General features: G+C 66.5%; 29 protein-coding genes. 20 read left to right on the plus strand and 9 right to left on the minus strand.

From position 1 onward, the window contains the following. The 8 genes from A3M1_RS0120560 to A3M1_RS0120600 all read right to left on the minus strand — a co-directional run bounded on the left by A3M1_RS0120560 (window position 1) and on the right by A3M1_RS0120600 (window position 3,075). Window positions 1-477 (minus strand): hypothetical protein, encoded by a 477-nt coding sequence (locus A3M1_RS0120560; RefSeq protein WP_245261784.1) that lies wholly within the window; start codon window positions 475-477, stop codon window positions 1-3. After that, window positions 474-767 (minus strand): hypothetical protein, encoded by a 294-nt coding sequence (locus A3M1_RS0120565; protein WP_018390877.1) that lies wholly within the window; start codon window positions 765-767, stop codon window positions 474-476. The genes A3M1_RS0120560 and A3M1_RS0120565 overlap by 4 nt, the downstream gene beginning before the upstream one ends. A gap of 3 nt (window positions 768-770) precedes the next feature. Then, window positions 771-1,058 carry a DUF2312 domain-containing protein gene (locus tag A3M1_RS25210; protein ID WP_245261905.1) on the minus strand — a complete coding sequence of 96 codons (288 nt, stop codon included), beginning with the start codon at window positions 1,056-1,058 and terminating at the stop codon, window positions 771-773. A gap of 241 nt (window positions 1,059-1,299) precedes the next feature. Further along, window positions 1,300-1,422: a hypothetical protein gene (locus A3M1_RS27105; protein WP_018390880.1), complete on the minus strand. Its 123-nt coding sequence runs from the start codon at window positions 1,420-1,422 to the stop codon at window positions 1,300-1,302. Window positions 1,423-1,430: 8 nt separating this feature from the next. After that, window positions 1,431-1,970 carry a hypothetical protein gene (locus tag A3M1_RS0120585; protein WP_018390881.1) on the minus strand — a complete coding sequence of 180 codons (540 nt, stop codon included), beginning with the start codon at window positions 1,968-1,970 and terminating at the stop codon, window positions 1,431-1,433. Beyond that, window positions 1,967-2,272, minus strand: a complete 306-nt coding sequence (locus A3M1_RS0120590; protein WP_018390882.1) for a hypothetical protein — start codon at window positions 2,270-2,272, stop codon at window positions 1,967-1,969. Before A3M1_RS0120590 ends, A3M1_RS0120585 begins: the two co-directional genes overlap by 4 nt. After that, window positions 2,269-2,670, minus strand: a complete 402-nt coding sequence (locus A3M1_RS0120595) for a hypothetical protein (RefSeq protein WP_245261786.1) — start codon at window positions 2,668-2,670, stop codon at window positions 2,269-2,271. Before A3M1_RS0120595 ends, A3M1_RS0120590 begins: the two co-directional genes overlap by 4 nt. Window positions 2,671-2,799: 129 nt before the next feature. After that, a complete protein-coding gene (locus A3M1_RS0120600; protein WP_018390884.1) occupies window positions 2,800-3,075 on the minus strand; it encodes a hypothetical protein in 276 nt (91 codons plus the stop codon). Window positions 3,076-3,270: 195 nt separating this feature from the next. Between A3M1_RS0120600 and A3M1_RS26530 the strand changes: the two genes are divergently transcribed. Then, a complete protein-coding gene (locus A3M1_RS26530; RefSeq protein WP_156029593.1) occupies window positions 3,271-3,720 on the plus strand; it encodes a hypothetical protein in 450 nt (149 codons plus the stop codon). Here A3M1_RS26530 and A3M1_RS0120605 read toward each other — a convergent pair whose 3' ends face one another. Next, entirely contained in the window at window positions 3,721-4,455 is a 735-nt protein-coding gene (locus A3M1_RS0120605; RefSeq protein WP_018390885.1) for a LexA family transcriptional regulator, read from the minus strand. It lies immediately after the preceding gene. A gap of 26 nt (window positions 4,456-4,481) precedes the next feature. Here A3M1_RS0120605 and A3M1_RS0120610 point away from each other — a divergent pair, with 26 nt between their 5' ends. From A3M1_RS0120610 to A3M1_RS0120700, 19 genes are all read left to right on the plus strand, one after another. Next, a complete protein-coding gene (locus A3M1_RS0120610) occupies window positions 4,482-4,778 on the plus strand; it encodes a hypothetical protein (protein ID WP_018390886.1) in 297 nt (98 codons plus the stop codon). Further along, window positions 4,775-5,257: a phage regulatory CII family protein gene (locus tag A3M1_RS0120615; RefSeq protein WP_245261788.1), complete on the plus strand. Its 483-nt coding sequence runs from the start codon at window positions 4,775-4,777 to the stop codon at window positions 5,255-5,257. Before A3M1_RS0120610 ends, A3M1_RS0120615 begins: the two co-directional genes overlap by 4 nt. Window positions 5,258-5,483: 226 nt before the next feature. Then, window positions 5,484-5,831 (plus strand): helix-turn-helix domain-containing protein, encoded by a 348-nt coding sequence (locus tag A3M1_RS0120620; RefSeq protein ID WP_018390888.1) that lies wholly within the window; start codon window positions 5,484-5,486, stop codon window positions 5,829-5,831. Next, window positions 5,821-7,059 carry a chromosomal replication initiator protein DnaA gene (locus tag A3M1_RS0120625; RefSeq protein ID WP_018390889.1) on the plus strand — a complete coding sequence of 413 codons (1,239 nt, stop codon included), beginning with the start codon at window positions 5,821-5,823 and terminating at the stop codon, window positions 7,057-7,059. The genes A3M1_RS0120620 and A3M1_RS0120625 overlap by 11 nt, the downstream gene beginning before the upstream one ends. Beyond that, a complete protein-coding gene (locus tag A3M1_RS0120630; RefSeq protein ID WP_018390890.1) occupies window positions 7,059-7,400 on the plus strand; it encodes an HNH endonuclease in 342 nt (113 codons plus the stop codon). Before A3M1_RS0120625 ends, A3M1_RS0120630 begins: the two co-directional genes overlap by 1 nt. Continuing rightward, the gene (locus A3M1_RS0120635) at window positions 7,397-8,596 is read left to right on the plus strand and encodes a site-specific DNA-methyltransferase (protein WP_018390891.1); all 1,200 of its coding nucleotides are present in this window, start codon (window positions 7,397-7,399) and stop codon (window positions 8,594-8,596) included. Before A3M1_RS0120630 ends, A3M1_RS0120635 begins: the two co-directional genes overlap by 4 nt. Next, window positions 8,593-8,916, plus strand: a complete 324-nt coding sequence (locus A3M1_RS0120640; protein WP_018390892.1) for a hypothetical protein — start codon at window positions 8,593-8,595, stop codon at window positions 8,914-8,916. The genes A3M1_RS0120635 and A3M1_RS0120640 overlap by 4 nt, the downstream gene beginning before the upstream one ends. Next, window positions 8,916-11,012: a DNA cytosine methyltransferase gene (locus A3M1_RS0120645; protein WP_018390893.1), complete on the plus strand. Its 2,097-nt coding sequence runs from the start codon at window positions 8,916-8,918 to the stop codon at window positions 11,010-11,012. Before A3M1_RS0120640 ends, A3M1_RS0120645 begins: the two co-directional genes overlap by 1 nt. Beyond that, window positions 11,009-12,061 (plus strand): helix-turn-helix domain-containing protein, encoded by a 1,053-nt coding sequence (locus tag A3M1_RS0120650; RefSeq protein ID WP_018390894.1) that lies wholly within the window; start codon window positions 11,009-11,011, stop codon window positions 12,059-12,061. Before A3M1_RS0120645 ends, A3M1_RS0120650 begins: the two co-directional genes overlap by 4 nt. 11 nt (window positions 12,062-12,072) lie before the next feature. Beyond that, window positions 12,073-12,672: a hypothetical protein gene (locus tag A3M1_RS0120655; RefSeq protein ID WP_018390895.1), complete on the plus strand. Its 600-nt coding sequence runs from the start codon at window positions 12,073-12,075 to the stop codon at window positions 12,670-12,672. Between the two features lie 83 nt (window positions 12,673-12,755). Continuing rightward, on the plus strand, window positions 12,756-13,163 hold the full coding sequence (locus A3M1_RS0120660) for an HNH endonuclease (protein WP_245261789.1): 408 nt from the start codon (window positions 12,756-12,758) through the stop codon (window positions 13,161-13,163). A gap of 108 nt (window positions 13,164-13,271) precedes the next feature. After that, entirely contained in the window at window positions 13,272-13,868 is a 597-nt protein-coding gene (locus tag A3M1_RS0120665) for a phage terminase small subunit P27 family (RefSeq protein ID WP_018390897.1), read from the plus strand. A 9-nt stretch (window positions 13,869-13,877) separates the two neighbouring features. Continuing rightward, window positions 13,878-14,273: a hypothetical protein gene (locus A3M1_RS0120670; RefSeq protein WP_018390898.1), complete on the plus strand. Its 396-nt coding sequence runs from the start codon at window positions 13,878-13,880 to the stop codon at window positions 14,271-14,273. A 159-nt stretch (window positions 14,274-14,432) separates the two neighbouring features. Further along, the gene (locus A3M1_RS0120675) at window positions 14,433-14,669 is read left to right on the plus strand and encodes a helix-turn-helix domain-containing protein (protein ID WP_018390899.1); all 237 of its coding nucleotides are present in this window, start codon (window positions 14,433-14,435) and stop codon (window positions 14,667-14,669) included. Next, window positions 14,666-15,481, plus strand: a complete 816-nt coding sequence (locus A3M1_RS26070) for a helix-turn-helix domain-containing protein (RefSeq protein ID WP_081620326.1) — start codon at window positions 14,666-14,668, stop codon at window positions 15,479-15,481. Before A3M1_RS0120675 ends, A3M1_RS26070 begins: the two co-directional genes overlap by 4 nt. Continuing rightward, the gene (locus A3M1_RS0120685) at window positions 15,474-15,941 is read left to right on the plus strand and encodes a hypothetical protein (protein ID WP_245261790.1); all 468 of its coding nucleotides are present in this window, start codon (window positions 15,474-15,476) and stop codon (window positions 15,939-15,941) included. Before A3M1_RS26070 ends, A3M1_RS0120685 begins: the two co-directional genes overlap by 8 nt. A 122-nt stretch (window positions 15,942-16,063) precedes the next feature. Next, window positions 16,064-16,294: a hypothetical protein gene (locus tag A3M1_RS0120690; RefSeq protein ID WP_018390902.1), complete on the plus strand. Its 231-nt coding sequence runs from the start codon at window positions 16,064-16,066 to the stop codon at window positions 16,292-16,294. 174 nt (window positions 16,295-16,468) lie between these two features. Beyond that, window positions 16,469-17,158, plus strand: a complete 690-nt coding sequence (locus tag A3M1_RS0120695) for an HK97 family phage prohead protease (RefSeq protein ID WP_038196831.1) — start codon at window positions 16,469-16,471, stop codon at window positions 17,156-17,158. 10 nt (window positions 17,159-17,168) lie between these two features. Beyond that, on the plus strand, window positions 17,169-18,431 hold the full coding sequence (locus tag A3M1_RS0120700) for a phage major capsid protein (protein WP_018390904.1): 1,263 nt from the start codon (window positions 17,169-17,171) through the stop codon (window positions 18,429-18,431). Window positions 18,432-18,541 lie beyond the last annotated feature (110 nt).

Here is an 18,541-nt window from a genome sequence, read left to right on the forward strand (position 1 = left end):
TCACAGAAGGGTGGCGCCAAGCGGCGTGTCGGCGAAGGGACCAAGGGCCGCGCGCAGCGGCGCGAGCCGGGCGAGCCGGGTCTCGGCCATGGCGATGGTGTATTGATCGCGGCACGCCGCCTCGCTCGGCCATTTCGGGCGAGTGAGCAGCGACAGGCGATGCAGCGCATCGGCCGTCTCGCCCGCGCGGGCGAGATCCCACGCCTCGCCGATGATCGTCTCGACGATGGGGGGGCAGTCGATATCAATGACGAACCAGCAGCGCCGATCCTCGAAATCGGCGCCTTCCGCCGCGCTCTCGATATCAGCAAGCAGGGCGCGCCAATCTATCGGCAAACCCTCGCGCAGATCGGCCTCTGCCTGACCGAGAATGACAGTCAGTTCCTCCTCGAAAGCCTGCTGCACCTTCGCCTCCACCCATGGGGCGAGGTGATCGTCGTGTTGTTCTTCAAGATCGACTGCGCGGGGAGCTTTCATTTCGCCACCTCTCCATCGGAGGCGGCGACGAGCACCTGGTTGACGACGCTGATCGGCGCCGGGCGGCCGCCCTGCAGCAGGCCGGTCTCTTCGCAGCAGTCGCAAGGCCCGGGCATGCTGAAGTGCCCGCCGCCACAGCCGGCCGTGTAGGTTTGCCTGTACTGGCCACGCCCCGAGCAGACGCCACAGACGGTGGCAATGAAGCCGACGGGAAGACAGGAGAGCCCGGCGGTCAACGCCGCCGCGTGCTCGTCTTCGCGCCCGTGCGGGATGTGGAAATAACGCCGCATGGCTTACCCCTCCATCGTCTGGCCGAGCGGGGTGCGCTCGAATGGGATCATGCCGAGGGCTTGGGCGTAGAGATCGACGATGGCCTCGTGCTCGGCCAGTTGGCCCGGGTCGGCCTTGCGGCGGCGGATGATGGCGCGCAGGGCCTTGGTGTCGAAGCCGGTGCCCTTGGCCTCGGCGAAGACATCCTTGATGTCGTCGGCGATGGTCTTCTTTTCTTCCTCCAGCCGCTCGACGCGCTCGATGAAGGATTTCAGCTGTTCCTTGGCGAAGCCGGCGGCGGCGTCGGACAGGGGCTCGTCGTTCGGGATATCCGCCGCCTCAAGCGCGGCCGTGGTCTCGGCCGCCTTGGTGGATTTGCGCGGGCGGGGCGGCTCGCTGCCCCAGCGATCAACGGGTGATTTCGCCATGCTCACCTCCCCATGCCGGCGGCTATCAGCAGGGCGCCGGCCGAGCCGATGGCGATGAACCAGAGCGCGACGGCGAGGCGGGCGGACGGCGAGAGGCGGCGGGCACGCATGGAAACCTCCCCTTTCAGGACAGGATGCCGGCCCAGACGAGGCCGACGGCGACGGAGCCGAGGATGGCGGCGAGGTGCCCGGCCTGCCGAAGGGCAAGACCGATATCGCGGGCGGTGATGGGGGCGGGCTGGTGCATGGCGGGCCTCACTCGCAGCCCGGGCCGACGGCACCGGGATCGTCTTTCGAGACAAAACGGGTCCACGGAATCCAGCCGTCGGCCGGGCTCCCCTTCGGGCACCAGAAACCCCAAAGGCGGACGCGCGGGCCGATGATGAAGAGGGTGATGGCCGGCACCGGCTCCAGCGTTTGCGGGTGCCAAGTGAGGCTGAGGCGATGGGCGAAGCGGGGGCCGCGCCAGACGATGGCGCCCGGGGTGAGGAACCGCGTGCGCTGGTGCGCGAGCTCTGCCGCCAGCGCCGGGATGGGCGCGTAGGTCTCGATCAGATCGCCCTGCAGCAGCACCGAGAGCGAGGGCCATGGGTGATCGTGCAAAGCGCGGTCATCGTCCGGACGGCGGAAATCGTGCAGGTAGACGTTGAACCAGCGATTGCGCGGCAGCAGCCACCAGCGGCGCATATAGGGGCGCTCCACCCCGCCGATCAGCATATCCGGCGGGCGACGGGCCATGACGCGCAGCGCGGCGCGCAGCAGGCGCCGGCGGAGGCAGGCGGGGAGGTGGATCATGGTGCCACCCCTTCGAGAGCGGCGACGATCTCGATCCAGTCGTGATCGTCCAGCACGAGATCCTGATCTTCCGGGCGAACCCCAAGCAGGCGCGTCTTGATGAGACCCGAAAGCGCGAGCCGCCGGGCCTGCGTCTGGGTCTTGAAGACCACGTACTCACGCTTGGGCGGGTTGCCCCGGGCGCCGACCATCGAGGGGCAGCCGCAGGGCTTGACGCCGTCGAGCGACGCGGCGCCGCAACCGCAGCAGCGGAAGTCGGCCGAGGACGGAAGCCGGGGCGAGGCGGGGGCGTAGAGGGTCACTGCACCGTCCCCCGGGCCGCTTCGCGCATCAGTTCTTTCGCGTCATCGGCGGCGCATCTGGCGCCTTCCGTGATGTCGTCGATGATCTCCTCGACAGACCGCCCGGCGATGCCACTCACCGTGGCGGCGTAGGTGCCGGCCATGAACGCCATGGCGATGATCATGGTGGAAATGGCGTGTTCGGGCGGCACCTCGCGGCGTTCCGTCTCGCCGCACAGCGCCTGAAAAGCGACGTTGGCGATGCCCTTGATCTCGGTAGACGACGGCCCAGACATGGTTCCGCTCCACTGTGGCTGAAAGGTTGCCGTCTCTCCGGCTGTCACGCCCAAGGTGTTGCGCTGTTGCTTGCCCTCTTCGCCGCCGAGGCCGCGAACAGCCTTGGTTGCTTCTGGGCTCACGCTGAGAACGGGACGTGTTCTCGCTGCTCGAAACGAAAAGGCCGGGGCGCGTGCGGGCTGGGGGCTGGATGCACGCGCCCCGGCGAGTGCCCGGCAGGAGGAAACCGCCGGGCGTCCCTGGGAGGGATCTCAGGAAAGGGAGCGGCTGGCGCGGGCGCGGACAAGGTCCAGCGCGTCCGGCAGGGTTTCCACCAGCGCGGGCTTGGACCAGCCGAGCGTCAGGAGGTCTTCCTCCTGCATGCTGCCCTGGCGGGCGATGATGGCTTCGACATCGCGGGCGAGGCGCTCGACCGTGTCGCCATAGGCTTCGGCCCGCACGGCGGCGGAGACGCGGTCGCAGATGGCGCCAGCCTCATGGGGCGGCAGGTTGAGGGCGGAGGTCGAGGAAGAAAAGGGACTGTGCATCGCGGTGCTCCCATCAGCGGGGTGATGGGGCGCAACATGTCGGATTTCGACATAGTGTGTCAAGCGCGATATGTCGAAATCCGACATGGCCCAATGGCTGCTACTCGTTACAGTAGGCTCCGGGGGGCCGTAAGCATGCGAACTATGATTGGCATATGTGTTCTTGTCGCTCTCGCGATTGAAGCGCCGAGTTCGATGGCGTCCGACATCAATCAGATGTTCGGTGTGCCGATGGGCGCGCGACTAAAGGACATCGCAGCCAAAAAGAACAAGAAGTCAGATACGGTTTATGACTTGAAGACGGTGCCGGCTCCTCACCCCCTGCTCAAAGAGTATAGTGTGACAGCAACGCCCGAAGATGGTGTCTGCTCTATCGTTGGGTCGACGGGGTTGCTGACGCAAGAAAAAGCATCTCGGGTGGCTTCAACTATTATCTCTCAGCTTACAGATGCCTACGGGGAGCCTGTTGTCCCGGCATCGATGTACGGCATGTGGAAATGGACTACGGACGGAGACATAAAAATAATCGGAGTAAGTCGCCTATTGCCGATGTACGACAAGAGCGCTGTATTCGTCTCCGCAACCTATACGAATTATGATGAATGTCAGAAAATTAAAATGGAAAACCCTTTTAAGTCTGATTAGTTATTCCCTACGTACAGAGTACATGACTCGACCTAGCGCACGGATTTCCGTGTCTTCGTTATGGCCATCGTCGAGGGATATCGGCTGAAATTCCATCATCGTCGATTCGGGCGTCAGCCAACGGCGTCCGCTCTCGTCGACATGATAGGTCTTTACAGTTCCTTCGACCTCGTCACCGCGCTGCCGATTGATCACGTAGCGCTTGCCGGGGATGAATGCCTCTTCGGTGTCAATAATGCTTGCTATGATGACGACTGTGCCTTCGGGATATATTTTGTTCATCGAAGGGCCGCGCACTTCATAGCCCTCCAGGCGCACGCCGTCGAGATGCTTATCTCTCGGGACTATGACGCCGTACCGCTCTTCGTCGTCCCATGTGATGGCCTCGCGCCACTGGCCCGCCTGCACATAACCGACAACCGAGACGGTTCTCAGGTTTGAGATGGGGCGAATAATCTCGACTGGGTCGTCGATCTCCAGTGCAGGCGCGAGCCGGGTCATCCATCGCGTGGTGAGCTGGGTCTCGCCCTTCTCCAGCTTGTTGATTGTCGATCCTTCCACGCCAATGCGAACGCCGAGTTGCGCCATGGACAAGCCGAGGCGCTCGCGCAGCTCCCGGATGCGGTTCGGAAGATCATCTTTTGTAGCCATATCAACAGCATGTCTGATTTGGACACGCGACGCCATGTCGGATTTCGACGGGGTCGCTTGACGTAACGTGTCGAAATCCGACATATTCACCTCCGCTTTGGAGGTTTCCCATGACATTGGACGAATGGCGTCGGCGAGAAGGCCTGTCCTTCCACGCGCTCGCCCTGCGATTTGGGCTTTCATCGGCCACGCACGCCCGACGCTACGCGATCGGCGCAGTGGAAGTGCCCGCCGAGATGAAGGAGCGGGTGATCGCCGAAACGTGCGGCGCAGTTTCCCTCGAAGATTTTCACCAGCAGCGCCTCGCCATGTCGCAGGGCCGGCCGAGCTACGGCCGATCTTGCAAGCAAGAATGTACCTCCGCCGCCCAGGAACACCATGAAACCTCCAAGGGAGCCGTTGCATGATGGGGCGCATCTTCACTTCCGCCGACTATGCCGCGCTGAAAAACGCCGTGCGGCGCGCCTGCCAGCAGGCCGGCGGCGGGCTGCGCGAGCTTTCCGGCATGACGCGGCTTTCTGCTGCGCAGCTGTCACGCTTCGGCGACCTCACCAGCGAGCAATCCGCCCCGCTGGATGTGGCACTTGATCTCGACAGCCTGGCCGGCGAGCCGGTGATCACCCGGGCGCTGGCGCAGCGGCTTGGTTACGACCTGGTGCCGACCGGCACGATCGTTGTCACCGACAGCATGGCGCAGCACATGGCCGGGCTGGCGCGCGAGTGCGGCGACGTGATGAGCCGGCTCGCCGCTGCCCTGGCCGACGGCAAGCTGACGCGCCGCGAGATACAGGAGATCGAGTGCGATCTCGCCGACCTCGATGCGCAGGTGCAGAGTGCCCGCGCCACCTGCCGCGCACTGCTGATGCAGACGAGTGGGGAGGCGTGACGCCATGCTGCCCCCTTGCTCCGCGTGGCCATCACCAGATCTGCGCCGCCAACGCCTCTCGGCGATCGTGAAGGAATGCGAAGGCCATTCGGCCGAGTGGTGGAGGGACGTTCCACCCAATCTAGGCATTGCCGGGAAAGACCTGCGCCGCGCCATCGGAGGCCACCCGGTGAGCGCCGCCGCGCACATGGCAATTTGTGCAGCCTTCGGCATGGAGCCGGTATGCATGTTCAACGGGCTTAGCTGGCCTGATGCGTCCGGCACCATGTTTTTCGTGCCGCCACTGTCCGGTCCTATCTGCTGGGCGACGCTCGGCGCCGGGGTGCGGGTGACGCGCGATCTGCGCGGGCATTCCGGCCGGGCCGCCGCCGAGGTGGCCGGTGTTTCCGTCGCCACCGTTTCCCGCTGCGAGAACGGCCGCGCGCTTTCCTTCGACGGGCTGGCGCGGCTCGCCGCCTATGTCGGCCAGCACCCGCACGCCTACACCGCGCCCGCCCTGCTGGGGCGGCCCGGTTCCACGGGAAACACCCACTGTAACAGCTTGATTTCACAGGAGGCGGGCCATGCTGATTGATGCAGGCGACGCGCTGCCCCCCGGCGTGACTGACGCCGCCGGGTTGATGCGGCACTACAAGGAATTGCGTGCCCGGATGCTGGGGCAGAAGGTTCGCCCCCGGCTGGTGGCACTGCGCGCGGCAGCACCTGGCGCCTCGCTAATGGATGGCGTGCAGGCTGGCGCGCCGGCCTTGCCTCTCCCGGTGCTGGCGGATGCGGGATCGCCGCTCGATCCACGCCTGAGTTTCGCGCGCTTTCAGGCCGGGGACTGCAACAGGGTCGCGCAGGCCTGCGCCTGGCATGTGGCGCAGGCACAGGATGGCGCCCCGCGCTTCAACCCGCTGGTGCTGCATGGTGGCGCCGGGCTGGGGAAGACGCACCTTTTGCAGGCGACCGTCGGCGAGGCGCGAGAGGCGGGGCGGGCGGCGCTGTATCTTTCCGCCGAGGCCTTTCTTGTTCGGGCCATGGAAGGTGCGGGGCTGCGGCGCTTTCTCGACGGGCTCGGCGGCATCGCGCTGCTGGCGATCGACGATGTGCAGGGCGTTCGCAGCCGCACGGCGCAGGCGGCGCTGCTGCGGGTGATGCAGGACATGGCCGGGGCCGGGCACCATCTGGTGCTGGCGATGGATGCCGCGCCTGGTGACGCTGAGCTTGCCGATGAGCGGCTGGCCTCGCGCCTCGGCGGCGGGCTGGCGATCGAGTTGGGCGCGATGGACCCGCCTACGCGCCGGGCGGTGCTGGAGGCCCGCGCCAATGAGATGGCGGCCGAGGCACCCGGCTTTGCCCTGCCGGCCGAGGTGCTGGCCTATGTGGTGGAGTGCTGCGGCGCCAGCGGGCGGCAGCTGGAGGGGGCGCTTAACCGCTTGCTGGCGCATAGCGGCATGGGCGTGGCGCCGGTGACGCTCGACATGGCGGAGACGGCGCTGCGCGACCTGAAGCGCTGCGAACAGGCGCCGGTACGGGTGGATACGGTGATCCGCGTCGTGGCGCGGCATTACAAGGTTGAGGTGGCCGACATCCTCTCGCAGCGGCGCACCGCCAATGTGGTGAAGCCGCGCCAGATCGCGATGTATCTGGCGAAGACGCTCACGCCGCGCTCGCTGCCCGAAGTGGGCCGGCGCTTCGCCGGGCGCGACCACACCACCGTGCTGCATGCGGTGCGCAAGATCGACAAGTTGATCGCCACCGACGCCGCGCTCGCCGCCGAGGTGCAGGCGCTGGTGAGCGCGATACGGGGGGCGAGGTGATGAAGCCTTTCCCCTTCGACGACCTTCCGCCACGCCTGGCCGCGCTGATCGCCATCCATCCGGGTGGGGGCTGCTGGCTGTGGCAGGGCGCCGACAGCGGCAGCGGCCGGGGCGGCGGCTATGGCCGGGTGAAATGGCGTGGCGTGACGCAGGCCGTGCACAGGGTGGTGTGGCAGATCGCCGGCGGCCGGGTGCTGCGCAAGGGCGAGCAGCTGGACCATGAGTGCCGGGCGCGCCGCTGCTGCAACCCGGCGCATCTGCGCCCCATGTTCCAGCCGCGCAACATGAAGCTGGCGCATGCCCGCCGTCGCGCGGACTTCGTGGCGGAGGCAGTGCGATGAACGACATTGTCATTCTCGACGGGCGCGTCTCGATCCTGCTTGGCGATGTGCGGGCGCGGCTGGCGGCCATGGAGCCGGATAGCGTCGATTGCGTCGTCACCTCGCCGCCCTATTGGGGCCTGCGCGACTACGGCGTCGACGGGCAGATCGGCCTGGAGCGGACGCTGGGCGAGCATATCGAGGTGATGCTCGATGTGTTTCGCCTGGTGCGGCGGGTGCTGAAGCCCACGGGCACGCTCTGGCTCAACTATGGCGACTGCTATGCCACCACGCCGAACGGGCGCAGCGCGGCCGACTGCAAGGCGGCGGGTGGCGACGACCGGACGTTTCGCGACAAGCCGTTCTCGACCATTGGCGGCCTGCTGAAGCCCAAAGACCTCTGCATGGTTCCAAACCGGCTTGCCATCGCGCTGCAGGAAGATGGCTGGTGGGTGCGCTCGGAAATCATCTGGGCGAAGCCGAACCCGATGCCGGAGTCCATCCGTGACCGGCCGGCGACCGCGCATGAGAAGGTGTTCCTGCTCTCCAAGAGCGAGCGCTATTTCTATGACGCCGAGGCGGTACGGCAGGGGCGTTCGTCCACCGAAGACGCGAACGGGTTCCGTGGCGGCTCCTATGTCGGGGGTGAGCCAGGCCGTCGGGCGGACACGGGCAACAAGCGCGTCTGGAAGACGCCGGACGGTTGGGACACGGGGTCTGGCGGTCACGGGTCGCGGCACCGGCAGGGGCGGCAGAAGGGCGAGAGCGTCGCGGAGAAGCTGCGCGCGGCCGACATAGCCGGGCCGCGCCACGCCGGCGGCATCAATCACACCGGAATCGAGGCGACGCCGCGCGGCGAGGGCCGCAACCTGCGGAACTATGAGCCGGCGCCGCTGGGTGTGTGGCCGGTGGCGACGCGGCCCTTTTCCGACGCGCATTTCGCGACCTTTCCGCCGGAACTGGCGGAGCGCTGCATTCTCGCCGGCTGCCCCAAGGGCGGGCTGGTGCTCGACCCGTTCGGCGGGGCTGGCACCACGGGGCTGGTGGCCGCGCGGCATGGCCGGCTGGCGGTGCTGATCGAGCTCAACCCTGAATATGCCGACATCGCCCGCCGGCGGATCGAACGCGAATGGCGCGTGCCGCAGGCGTTCGTTCCTTCCGCCGCGCCCACCGATGGCCTCTTCGCATATCTCACCACAAAGGACGCCGCCGAATGACGCGCGAAATGCTTCCCGTGCGGCGCTATGCCGAGAGCATGAGCTTCATGCTCGCCAATATCTTCTACACCGTCACGCTCGGTTACTTCGATGACGGGCGCGTGGGCGAGGTGTTTGTCGGCGGGCCGAAGAGCGGCTCCGACGCCGAGACCAATGCCCGCGACGCGGCGGCCATCCTCTCCATTGCCATGCAGTACGGCGTACCGCCCGCCGCCTTCCGCACCGCCGTGCAGCGCGACAGCAGCGGCGTGCCCCTGGGGCCGATCGGCGCCGTGGTGGACCACCTCGCCCTGCGGGCGGATGGCGGGGAGGGGGCCTGATGCGCGAGCTCGTGATCGACAGTTTCGCGGGTGGCGGCGGCGCCTCGGAAGGCATCCGCATGGCGATGGGGCGCGACCCGGATATCGCGGTGAACCATGACCGTTTTGCCCTGGCAATGCACCGGGTGAACCACCCCGGCACGCGGCACATGGTGCAGGACGTGGCGACGGTGGACGCCGTGGGCATCTGCGCCGGCCGCCCTGTCGGCATGCTCTGGATGAGTCCGGACTGCACCGACCACAGCAAAGCCAAGGGCGCGGCGCCGAACCGGGACGGGGTCAACACACGCGGGATCGGCTGGGCGATCGTGCATTGGGTGGAACGGTTGCCGCCCTGGCAGCGCCCGCGCGTCGTGATCTTGGAGAATGTCGAGGAATATGAGGATTGGAGCCCCCTGACGGCGGAGGGCAAGCGCTGCCCGCTGCGGAAGGGCGAGACCTTCAAGCAGTTCGTGGCCGCGTGGCGCCGGCTCGGCTTTCGCAAGATCGAATGGCGGGTGCGCCGCGCCTGGCGCGACGGCGCCGGCACGATCCGCAACCGGCTTTACATGGTGGTGCGTCGCGACGACGAACCCATCACATGGCCGGAGCCGACGCACGGCAACCCGAACGACCCGGCCGACGCGGCACGCATAGCCGCCGGCGAGCTGGAGCCATGGGTGCCGGTGGCGGACTGCCTCGACTTCACGCTGCCGTGTCCGTCGATCCTCGCGACAGCGGCCGAGATCAAGGCCCGGCATGGGGTGCGGGCCAAGCGCCCGCTGGCGCCGAAGACGCTGGCGCGCGTGGCCAAGGGCGTGCGTCGCTACGTGCTCGATGCGCCCCGCCCGTTTCTGGTGAAGGTGAATCACACGGCGCGTGACGAGCCTCGCGACCGCGAGGCGGGACTGCCGCTGCCGGCGATGACCGGAAAGCGGGATGACGCGCTGGTGACGCCCTTCGTCACCAAGTTCCGCAACGGCTCTATCGGCCACCCCGCCACCGAACCCTCGCACACCATTACCGCGCATGCGAGCGACACCCATGGCGGCGGGGCGGCGCCCATCGGCATCGTCGCGCCGGTTCTCGCCTATGCGCAGCATGGCGGCGCCGTGCGCTCGCCGGAATTGCCGGCGCACACCTTCACGGCCTCGCCGAAGGACCAGAACGTGCTGCTGGCGCCTTATCTCGTGCCGCGTTATGGCGAACGCACGGGGCAGGCTCCCCGCACCATCGCCTGCGACAAGCCCGGGCCGACGCCTGTGCCGACCGGGAATGAGGGAAGCCTCGCGGCGGTGCATATGGCACGGCAGTTTAGCCGTTCCGTCGGCGGCGAGGCCGTAGCTCCTGCTGGCACCGAGATGGCCGGCGGAAGCGGCAAGTCCGCCGTCGTCGCCACCTACATCGCGCAGCACAATGACGGGCCGCGCCCCGGCGCGCCGGGCCATGCCGCCGACAGCCCGGCCTCGACGATCTCGACGCGCGGCGCGCAGCAGCAGCTTGTTGCCGCCCATATGCTGACCCTGCGTGGCAGCGACCGGCGGGACGCGAGCGCCGAGGAACCGGGCCGAACATCTTCGGCCAAGGGGCAGCACGAGGCGCTCGTCTCGCTGCCGCTGATGACGGTCTATTACGGCTCCGACGATGACGGCGCCCCGGTGGACCAGCCGGGCCGCACCGAGACGGCCAAGCCGCGCTTCGGGCTGGTGGAGGCGCTGGCGGACGTGCCGCCCTTCACCGCCGAACACGAGGCGAGGGCGCGCGAGGTGGCGACCTTCCTACGCGCGCATGGGTGCTGGGACGGCGGCGAGTTCGTGACGCTGGATATCGGCGGCGTGATCTATGTCATCGTCGATATCGGCATGCGGATGCTCACGCCACGCGAGCGCTTCACCGCCAACGGTTTCCCGCGCGACTACATCATCGACCACGGCATCGACGAGAACGGCCAGCGGATCGACTTCACACTCGAGCAGCAGGGCTACATGTGCGGCAACGCCGTGTGCCCGCCGGTGGCGGCCGCGCTGGTGCGGGCGAACTACCGCCCCCGCGACGTGGAGGTGCCGGATGCTTGGCAGCGCCGCGAGATGCCGCTCTTTCAGGAGGCGGCGGAATGAGTGTCGAGGCCATGGCATGGGCGAAGCGGCAGCAGACGGGCTCCATGGGCGCGAAGAGCGTGCTGCGGGCGCTCGCCGATTATGCCGACGAGGATGGGTGCTGCTGGCCTTCGCGCCGGCAGATTGCCGACGATACCGAGATGGCGCCGGGCTCTGTCTCGCGCCATCTGGCGGCGCTGGAGGCCGGGCGGCTGATCGCCCGGGAGGAGCGGCTGCGCGACAATGGCTCACGCTCCACCGACATGATCCGGCTGATGATGAAACCGGCTGCCGGAGGGTCGCCCCCCTCCTCAAATTGGAGAGGCCCCCCTCCTCAGATTGAGGAGGCCCCCTCCTCAGTTTCGGGGAGTGCCCCTCCTCAAATTGAAGAGGCCCATAACTATCATCCTAACCATCACTTGAAAGAAGAATCCCCCCAAGCCCCCCAGGGGGCCGGGGCGGGTGATTTGAATTCCGATGGGGAAGGGGAGCAGGAGGCCAGCCCGGCCGAGACGCTCGACACGCAGGCCGATGCGCTGTGGACGACGCTCGCCCCCGACCCGGCCGCCAGCAAGGTGAAGTTCCTGCGGGCATGGTCTCGCCTCCCGCCGGCCGACCGGGCAGGGGCGCTGACCATGGCGGCGCGGTATGTCGACCATTGCCGCACCGTGAAGCGGCGGATCTGCGACCCGGCGACCTATCTGAGCGAACGGCGTTGGGAGCGATTTGCCTCCCTGCCAGCCCCGGCCAAGGCGGAGGCCGTGCGGCCTGTCGAGACCGACCCCGTCGCCCGGGCCGTGCTGTGGGCGATCAACGGCGAGCGCGGCGAGCAATGGACCTTCGTCGAGGAAGGCACCGACGCCTGGCGCGAGTGGCACGCGGCCTTTGTCGCCGCCGGCTATGGGCACCGTTTCAGCAGCGGCACGCGGAAGATGGCGCAGCTGGCGGACGGCACATGGGGCCGGCTGGCCGGGCGGAGCTTCCCCTTGCGCTACCCGCCCAAGCCGGGCGCCGGGCCTCCGGGCGGGGCGGCGGCGGACGGGCGTGCAGAGCAGGGCATTGGCGGGTGAGGGAGAGCGAGATGAGCCAGATTGGACGCAGCCGAGACAATACACGGGACCGTTATGCCTGCGGCAAGCTCAAGCCCAAGGCCAAGCCGGAGATCGCCTCGCCCGCCGTGGTGCAGCGTATCCTCGACATGGCGCTGCGCGGCGCGGCGGACCCTGCCATCGGCTCGGTGCTGGGGAGGCTGCGGCTTGCCGACCACATCACCACCAAGCAGATGAGCGCCGGCATGCGCTACGCCGAGATGTGCGCCGAGCATGACCGCATCAAGGGCATTCCGCGCCGCACGGCGGCAAGCCCTTCCTACCAGGCCGGGGTCGGCCGCTCCGGCGGGAATGATGCCGAAGACGAGGCCATCGTCGCCGCCCTGCTGCGCAACGGTGGGAACGTGCGCGAGCTGGCGAAGAGCAATGCCCGGATGCGGGTGCTGGTGCGCATCGTGGTCAACCATGAGGCTGCGCAGAAGGCCCTTCTACAGGCTGGGGAGCGCGCGTGGCGGCTGGTGCGCAGCGTGGCCGTCTATGACGAGCCGATAAACGCGTGGGATCGTCCACACCTTGTGCGCGGTCTGGATGCCCTTCTAGCGCATTTCGACTTGACGGGGTTTCGGAAGTGATATCTCTTCCGAAATAGAAGCTGACCTTCCTGCGCCCGGCCCCATTCACATGAGGTCGGGCGTTGTCGTTTCCGAGGTGTTGAATGCCCGTCCGACCGCCGATGTTCAGGCCGTCGCACGCACGGGCGCCACGTCCGTCGGATGCGCAGGAACGCGACAGGCGGCGCGGCTCGGCTCGCGATCGTGGCTACACGGCCGAATGGGACAGGGCGGCGAAAGCCTATCTGGATGAACACCCGCTCTGCCTCGGTTGTTCGGCCGTTGGTCGTCTCAAGCCGGCCGCGCTCGTCGACCATGTCGAGCCCCATCGCTTCGACATGGTGAAGTTCTGGGTGGTCGAGATGTGGCAGCCCTCCTGCCGCCGCCACCACGACGTCGTCAAGAAGCACCTCGAGGCGCGCTTCGACCGGGGCGAGCTTCGGGTCGAGGATCTCCGCCTCGACAGTCGCGTCGCCATTGCCGCGACGCTCGCGATGATGCCCGTCGAGTAGGGGTAGGGGGGGCCTAAAAGTCCACGGCTTTGGGCCCCGGACCACTTGGGCAAGGTCGCGTGTGTCGTCGCGAAATTGGCGAATTATTTTTTTTCGGGAGTGACTTAGATGCGGGGCAGGAAACCGGACGACGCCGGCCTGCAGGCCGCGAAGGGGAATCCCGGACGACGGCCCTCGAAGGCGGCAGCCGCCGTCATCAACCCGGGCGAGATCAAGCCGCCGCGATGGTTGACGAAGAGCCGCAAGGCTATGGACGTCTGGCGCGAGTATGTGCCGCTGCTGGCTCGGCTCAATTTCGTCAATGCGCTCGATGCCCAGCCGCTCGGTCGCTATTGCCGGTACGTCGTCGAGTGGATCGTCGCCGACGAGGCCATCCGGAAGGAAGGTACCTGGTACGACGCGACCGACACCAACGGGAACAGCACCAAGCGGCAGCACCCGGCGTTCAAGGCCATGCAGACGCTGGAGAAGGCGCTCACCGAGCTCGAGGCGTCTTACGGCATGCGCGCCGATACCCGCTTCAAGATACTGCGCGATCAGTCGGCGGCGCTCGGCGGCTATGGAGGCCTGCCGCTGTTTGGCGATCAGGTTCCGCACGCTCCCCCATCGTCGGTCCCTGACGCTCCCGCTCCGGCCGCCGAAGCTGATCCGATCGGGGCGCTGGCCCGATTGGATGCCGTGCCGCCGGGGTCGCGTCCGAACTAGGCACCGATTATGGATGTCGCGGAGGCGGCCGTTCGCGCTGCCGCGCCGCATCTGCTGTTTCCCGAGCCCGATTGGCTCACGGCGGTCTCGGAAGAGGAGGTTTATGCCTGGGCCAAAATAGCCTGGGCGCGCGCCAGCCAGGTCAAGGGTGCCTGGTTCGATACGGGAAAGGCCGACGCGGCCGTCCGCATGTGGCCGCAGGTGTTTCGCCTCACTGAGGATCGGTTCGCCGGGAAGCCGTTTCGGCTCAACCGCTGGCAGGAGATCATTGTCCGCCTGCTAGTGGGCTGGAAAGTGCCGGTCGAGGTGCTCGACGAGGAAACCGGCGAGCCGCGCGAAGAGCATGTCCGTCTGTTCAGGCGGCTGATGCTCTGGGTACCCCGGAAGAACGGACATACAGAATAAAATTGAACAATGACAATACCTTAACCCGCTTCGGAAGCCTTCCGAGGCGGGTTTTTTGTTGCATTCACGGCAACAGCGTTTTCAAGGGCTTAGCCCGTCCTAGCCGGTGCTAGCCGCATCTTGGCGCGACATGGGCGCAACAATGAAGGGGCCAGCAACATGGTCGATAGCTCCGATGCTACCGATCTGCTCTACGGCGTTGAGGCGATTTCGAAGTGCCTCAACATGACGACGGCGCAGGTCTATCACCTGCACGCCAGAGGGCAGATACCGACGTTCAAGATCGGCAAGAAGGTGTGCTCTCGGCGCGCCTCTCTTTCCGCATGGCTTGCTGAGCAGGAGGCCAAGGCCAAGGCGCCCACCTTGGGCGGGCCGGAGGCGGGTGGTAATAAATGAGCCCGCGCTACAGTATTATTCCCGGTGAAGCTGTCTACGACACAGCTTTGACCGATTTTGCCTTGAGAGTTCTCTGTGTAATAGGCTCTCATACCAATAATAACGGCTGGTGCATTATTCGCCGCGATACATTGGCTAAGCGCTTGAGCGCCGCGCCGCGCTCTATCGCTCGCTCGCTGCGGCAGCTTGAGGCCGAAGGGTACGTTTCGGTCCGCCCGCGTTTCTCTGAACGGGGCACGCAGATGGCGAACCATTACCGTGTGCATATCCCTGATCGAGCGCCGCAGGATGACAACGCCGTCGATGACGAAGACGGCTTCGAGGGTGCCGGGGAGGGTGACCAGCCGGCCCCTCATAGGGTGACCAGCCAGACACCCCTTCTTCCTTCGGAAGATAACGACCTCTTTTTAGAACGACCACTGTCTAACGACAGTAGCGCAACCGGCGCTTCGCTGACGGCGCCAGCGGAGCAGAAGGGGCCTTCGAGGAAGAAAGGGACGTGCGCAGGGCACACCCCCTTGGCCGCGCTGGCGGCCGTATTGGACGCCGAGCGGGCCAAGGCGGTGATCGAACATCGCCAGCGCATCCGCTGCCCCCTGACGCCTCACGCGGCCCGCCTGTTGGCCGGCAAGCTGGCTGAGGCACCCGACCCGAACGCGGCCGCCGATCTGATGATGCTGCGCGGATGGCGGGGCTTCGATGTCTCATGGCCTGCGGCATCGCCGCAGCATGACCGAGAGCGCCGCGTGTCTCTTGGCGAGCACGCGCTGCGGCGCCTGGCTGACCTTCGGAATGGTGATGCCGATGAATGACCTCGTTTCGGACCCGCCCCGCATGGCGGCCCTCAAGGATCTGCTCGAGGCGCTGGCCATGTTGGGGGCTCTGCCTCGGCGGGCTTTGACCGACGTTCGCATCGAGGAAGCCGTCTTCACGCTCGCCCTCAAGGATGAGCGGGGCGGGCGCGTGGTGGTGGCTGCGGACGATCTGCGCATCGCGACGCAGCGGATTATCTCCGGCGCCCTGGGGCATGGCTTCCACCCGTCTCCGCCGGAGCTGCGGCGGGTGTGCGACCAAGTCAAGGACGAGCGTGTGACCGAGTACAGCCGCCGGATGCGCGAGCAGCGGATGATGCGCGAGATGGAGGAGAGGCGATCCTCTCGCCAGCAGCGCACGCCCGAAGAGCGGGAGCGCGTGAGGCTCAGGACTGAGGAGGCGATGCGCAGCCTTGATGCATCGAGCATCGACCCCCGGATGCGCTCGCGCGACAGGTAGGGGGGGGGTCAAAAGTCTAGGGCTTTAAGGGGCGGACCACTTGTTCAAGAGCGCGTGCATCGTCGCGAAATTGGCGGAATTATTTTTTTTGGTCAACGGGTTAGGTCATGGTTGAGATAGATATGGCACTGGAAAATCCCTTCATCCGGATCGCATCGGAGGTGGTCGAACAGGGCGCGCCGCCGGACCTGGTGGCGACCCATCTCACGGTCGCCGGAGTGAGCCTCTGGTTCACGATCTACGGCGCCGAGGGCGCGGCCGTGATGCTCGATAACCTTGCCCAGCGCCTGCGCAGCGACCCGGCCGCCGGCATCGAGGAAATGTTCGGGAAATCCACAGCGCCGACGCAGTGACCCCCTTGCCAAGGCCGGCGCGCTCTGCTTATCGTCGTCGTGCTGCTGATCAATACAGCGCCCGGCGGGATGCCGGGAGCTAGATCCAAGCACCTCGGCGCGGGCGGGATGCCCGGTCAAGGCCAAATGCCGGTTCTCCCGGCACTTTCGCTTTGCTTCCGCTCGAGGTGTCTTATGTCGGCAAATCCCGTTACGTCGCTTACTGGCTTCCCCCTGTCGCTGCATCTTGCCAAGGCTGGATCTGCTTCCGGGCGCATTGAGGGCTACGGCAGCATGTTTGGCGGCCCGCCAGATTGCATGGGGCGGATCATCGAGGCCGGCGCCTTCGCCGGTACACTCCTGGCCCATAAGAAGGCCGGAACGATGCCATCCATGCTCTGGGCTCACGACAGCCGGATGCCCATCGGCAAGTGGGTGCACATGGAAGAGGATAACCGGGGCCTCCATGTCGTCGGCGAGGTGAACATGGCCACCACCCGTGGCCGGGATATCATGGCCCACCTCAAGGCGGGCGACTTCAACGGCCTGTCTATTGGTTGGAGTGTGCGGTTTCCGACCGACATTCGCCGCCATGCCGATGGCGGGATCGACTACTTGCGGGTGGATCTGAGGGAAATCTCAGTCTGCACCATCCCCGCGAACGAGCGGGCGCGCATCCTTGATGTCGCCTCCGTCTCCAGCGAGCGTCAGTTCGCCCGCCTTCTGCATACGGCGGGCTTCTCCAAGAGTGTTTCGGTGAAGTTGGCAGCTGGCGGCTGGTCGACACTCCGTGAAGGCAACCCCCTCAATCTGGACGGCGATCCGGCTCGTGCAAGCGACCTGCTGGCCCGCGTCCGTGCCGCGACAGCGGCGATCAAGCCCTAGGAGGCTTTCCATGTCCCTGAAAAATGCCCTCAATACCGCTGCGGCTGGCCCGGCACCCTCGGCGATCCTTCGGACGGCGGCGGCCGGTGATGCCGCCCCGACCGTTGATGAGCTCACCGAAGCCTTCGAGCAGCACAATGAGGCGGTGAATGCCTCCATGGCGACGCTGCGCGCTGAGAACGCCTCCCTTCGTCACGATGTGGAGCGGCTGGGCACCGCCGTGCGGCCTGCTGTCGGCCGTGGCATCGGCCCGGCAAGCCCCAATCAGGCTGACGACCATGGCGATCCGGCGCGTGTTAAGCGGCACCGCGCTGCCCTGGTCGGATACATGCGCACTGGTGATGAGGCGACCCTGCGTGTCGACAACAAGGCGGCCGGTGTTCTTTCCACGGATGACGACCCGTCCGGCGGCTTCCTTGTGCCCGACGAGGTCAGCCGCCAAATCCTCACCCTGCAGCGCAACGTCAGTCCGATCCGTCGCCTGGCCCGCATCGTCACCTCCACTTCGTCGGCTTACAAGCAGCCGATCAGCAAGGGCGGCACCGCCGCGGGCTGGGTTGGCGAGAAGGATGACCGGAACGACACCGAAGGCCCCGATTTGGGGATGCTTTCCGTGCCGGCGAATGAGCTCTACGCCATGCCGATCACGACGCAGAAGCTGCTCGATGACGCCATGATTGATGTCGCCGGCTGGCTGGAAAGCGAGATCACAACCACCTTCGCGGAAATGGAGGGCGTGGCGTTCGTTACCGGCAATGGCGTGGAAAAGCCCCTCGGATTCCTCTCCAAGCCGACCAGCGCCCTCGCCGATGATGATCGCTCTATCGAATTCTATCAGCACGTTGCCGCCGGCAGCGTGGACCAGCTTAGCTGCGATGCCCTGATCAACATCGTGTACACCCTGAAGGCGGGCTACCGCTCCGGCGCGTCCTGGCTGATGAATTCGACCACCATCGCGGACGTTGCGAAGCTGCGCGACGGCGAGGATCGCCCGATCTGGATTCCGAGCATTGCTCAGGGTGTGCCTCCGCTGCTGCTCGGCTATCCCGTCGTCGCCGACGAGAATATGCCCGACGTGGCGAGCGGCGCCTGTCCCATCGCCTTCGGCGACTTCGCCCGTGGCTATGTGATCGTGGACCGCGTTGACGTCCGCATCCTGCGCGATCCCTTCACCAAGAAGGGTTTCGTGAAGTTCTACGCCACCAAGCGCGTCGGCGGCTCGCCGCAGGATACGCGGGCGATCAAGTTCCTGAAGATGTCGGTTTCCGGCTGATTAGGGGGCGGCGGCTTAGGTCGCCGCCTTCCCCTTCGGGCGCCTTCTCCATGACGCCGCCGCAGCTCGGCGAACAACGGGAAGGGAACCTGCTCGGCGCCCACTAGCAT

The sequence above is a fragment of the Ancylobacter sp. FA202 genome (assembly GCF_000380205.1).
Classification (GTDB): Bacteria; Pseudomonadota; Alphaproteobacteria; order Rhizobiales; family Xanthobacteraceae; genus Ancylobacter.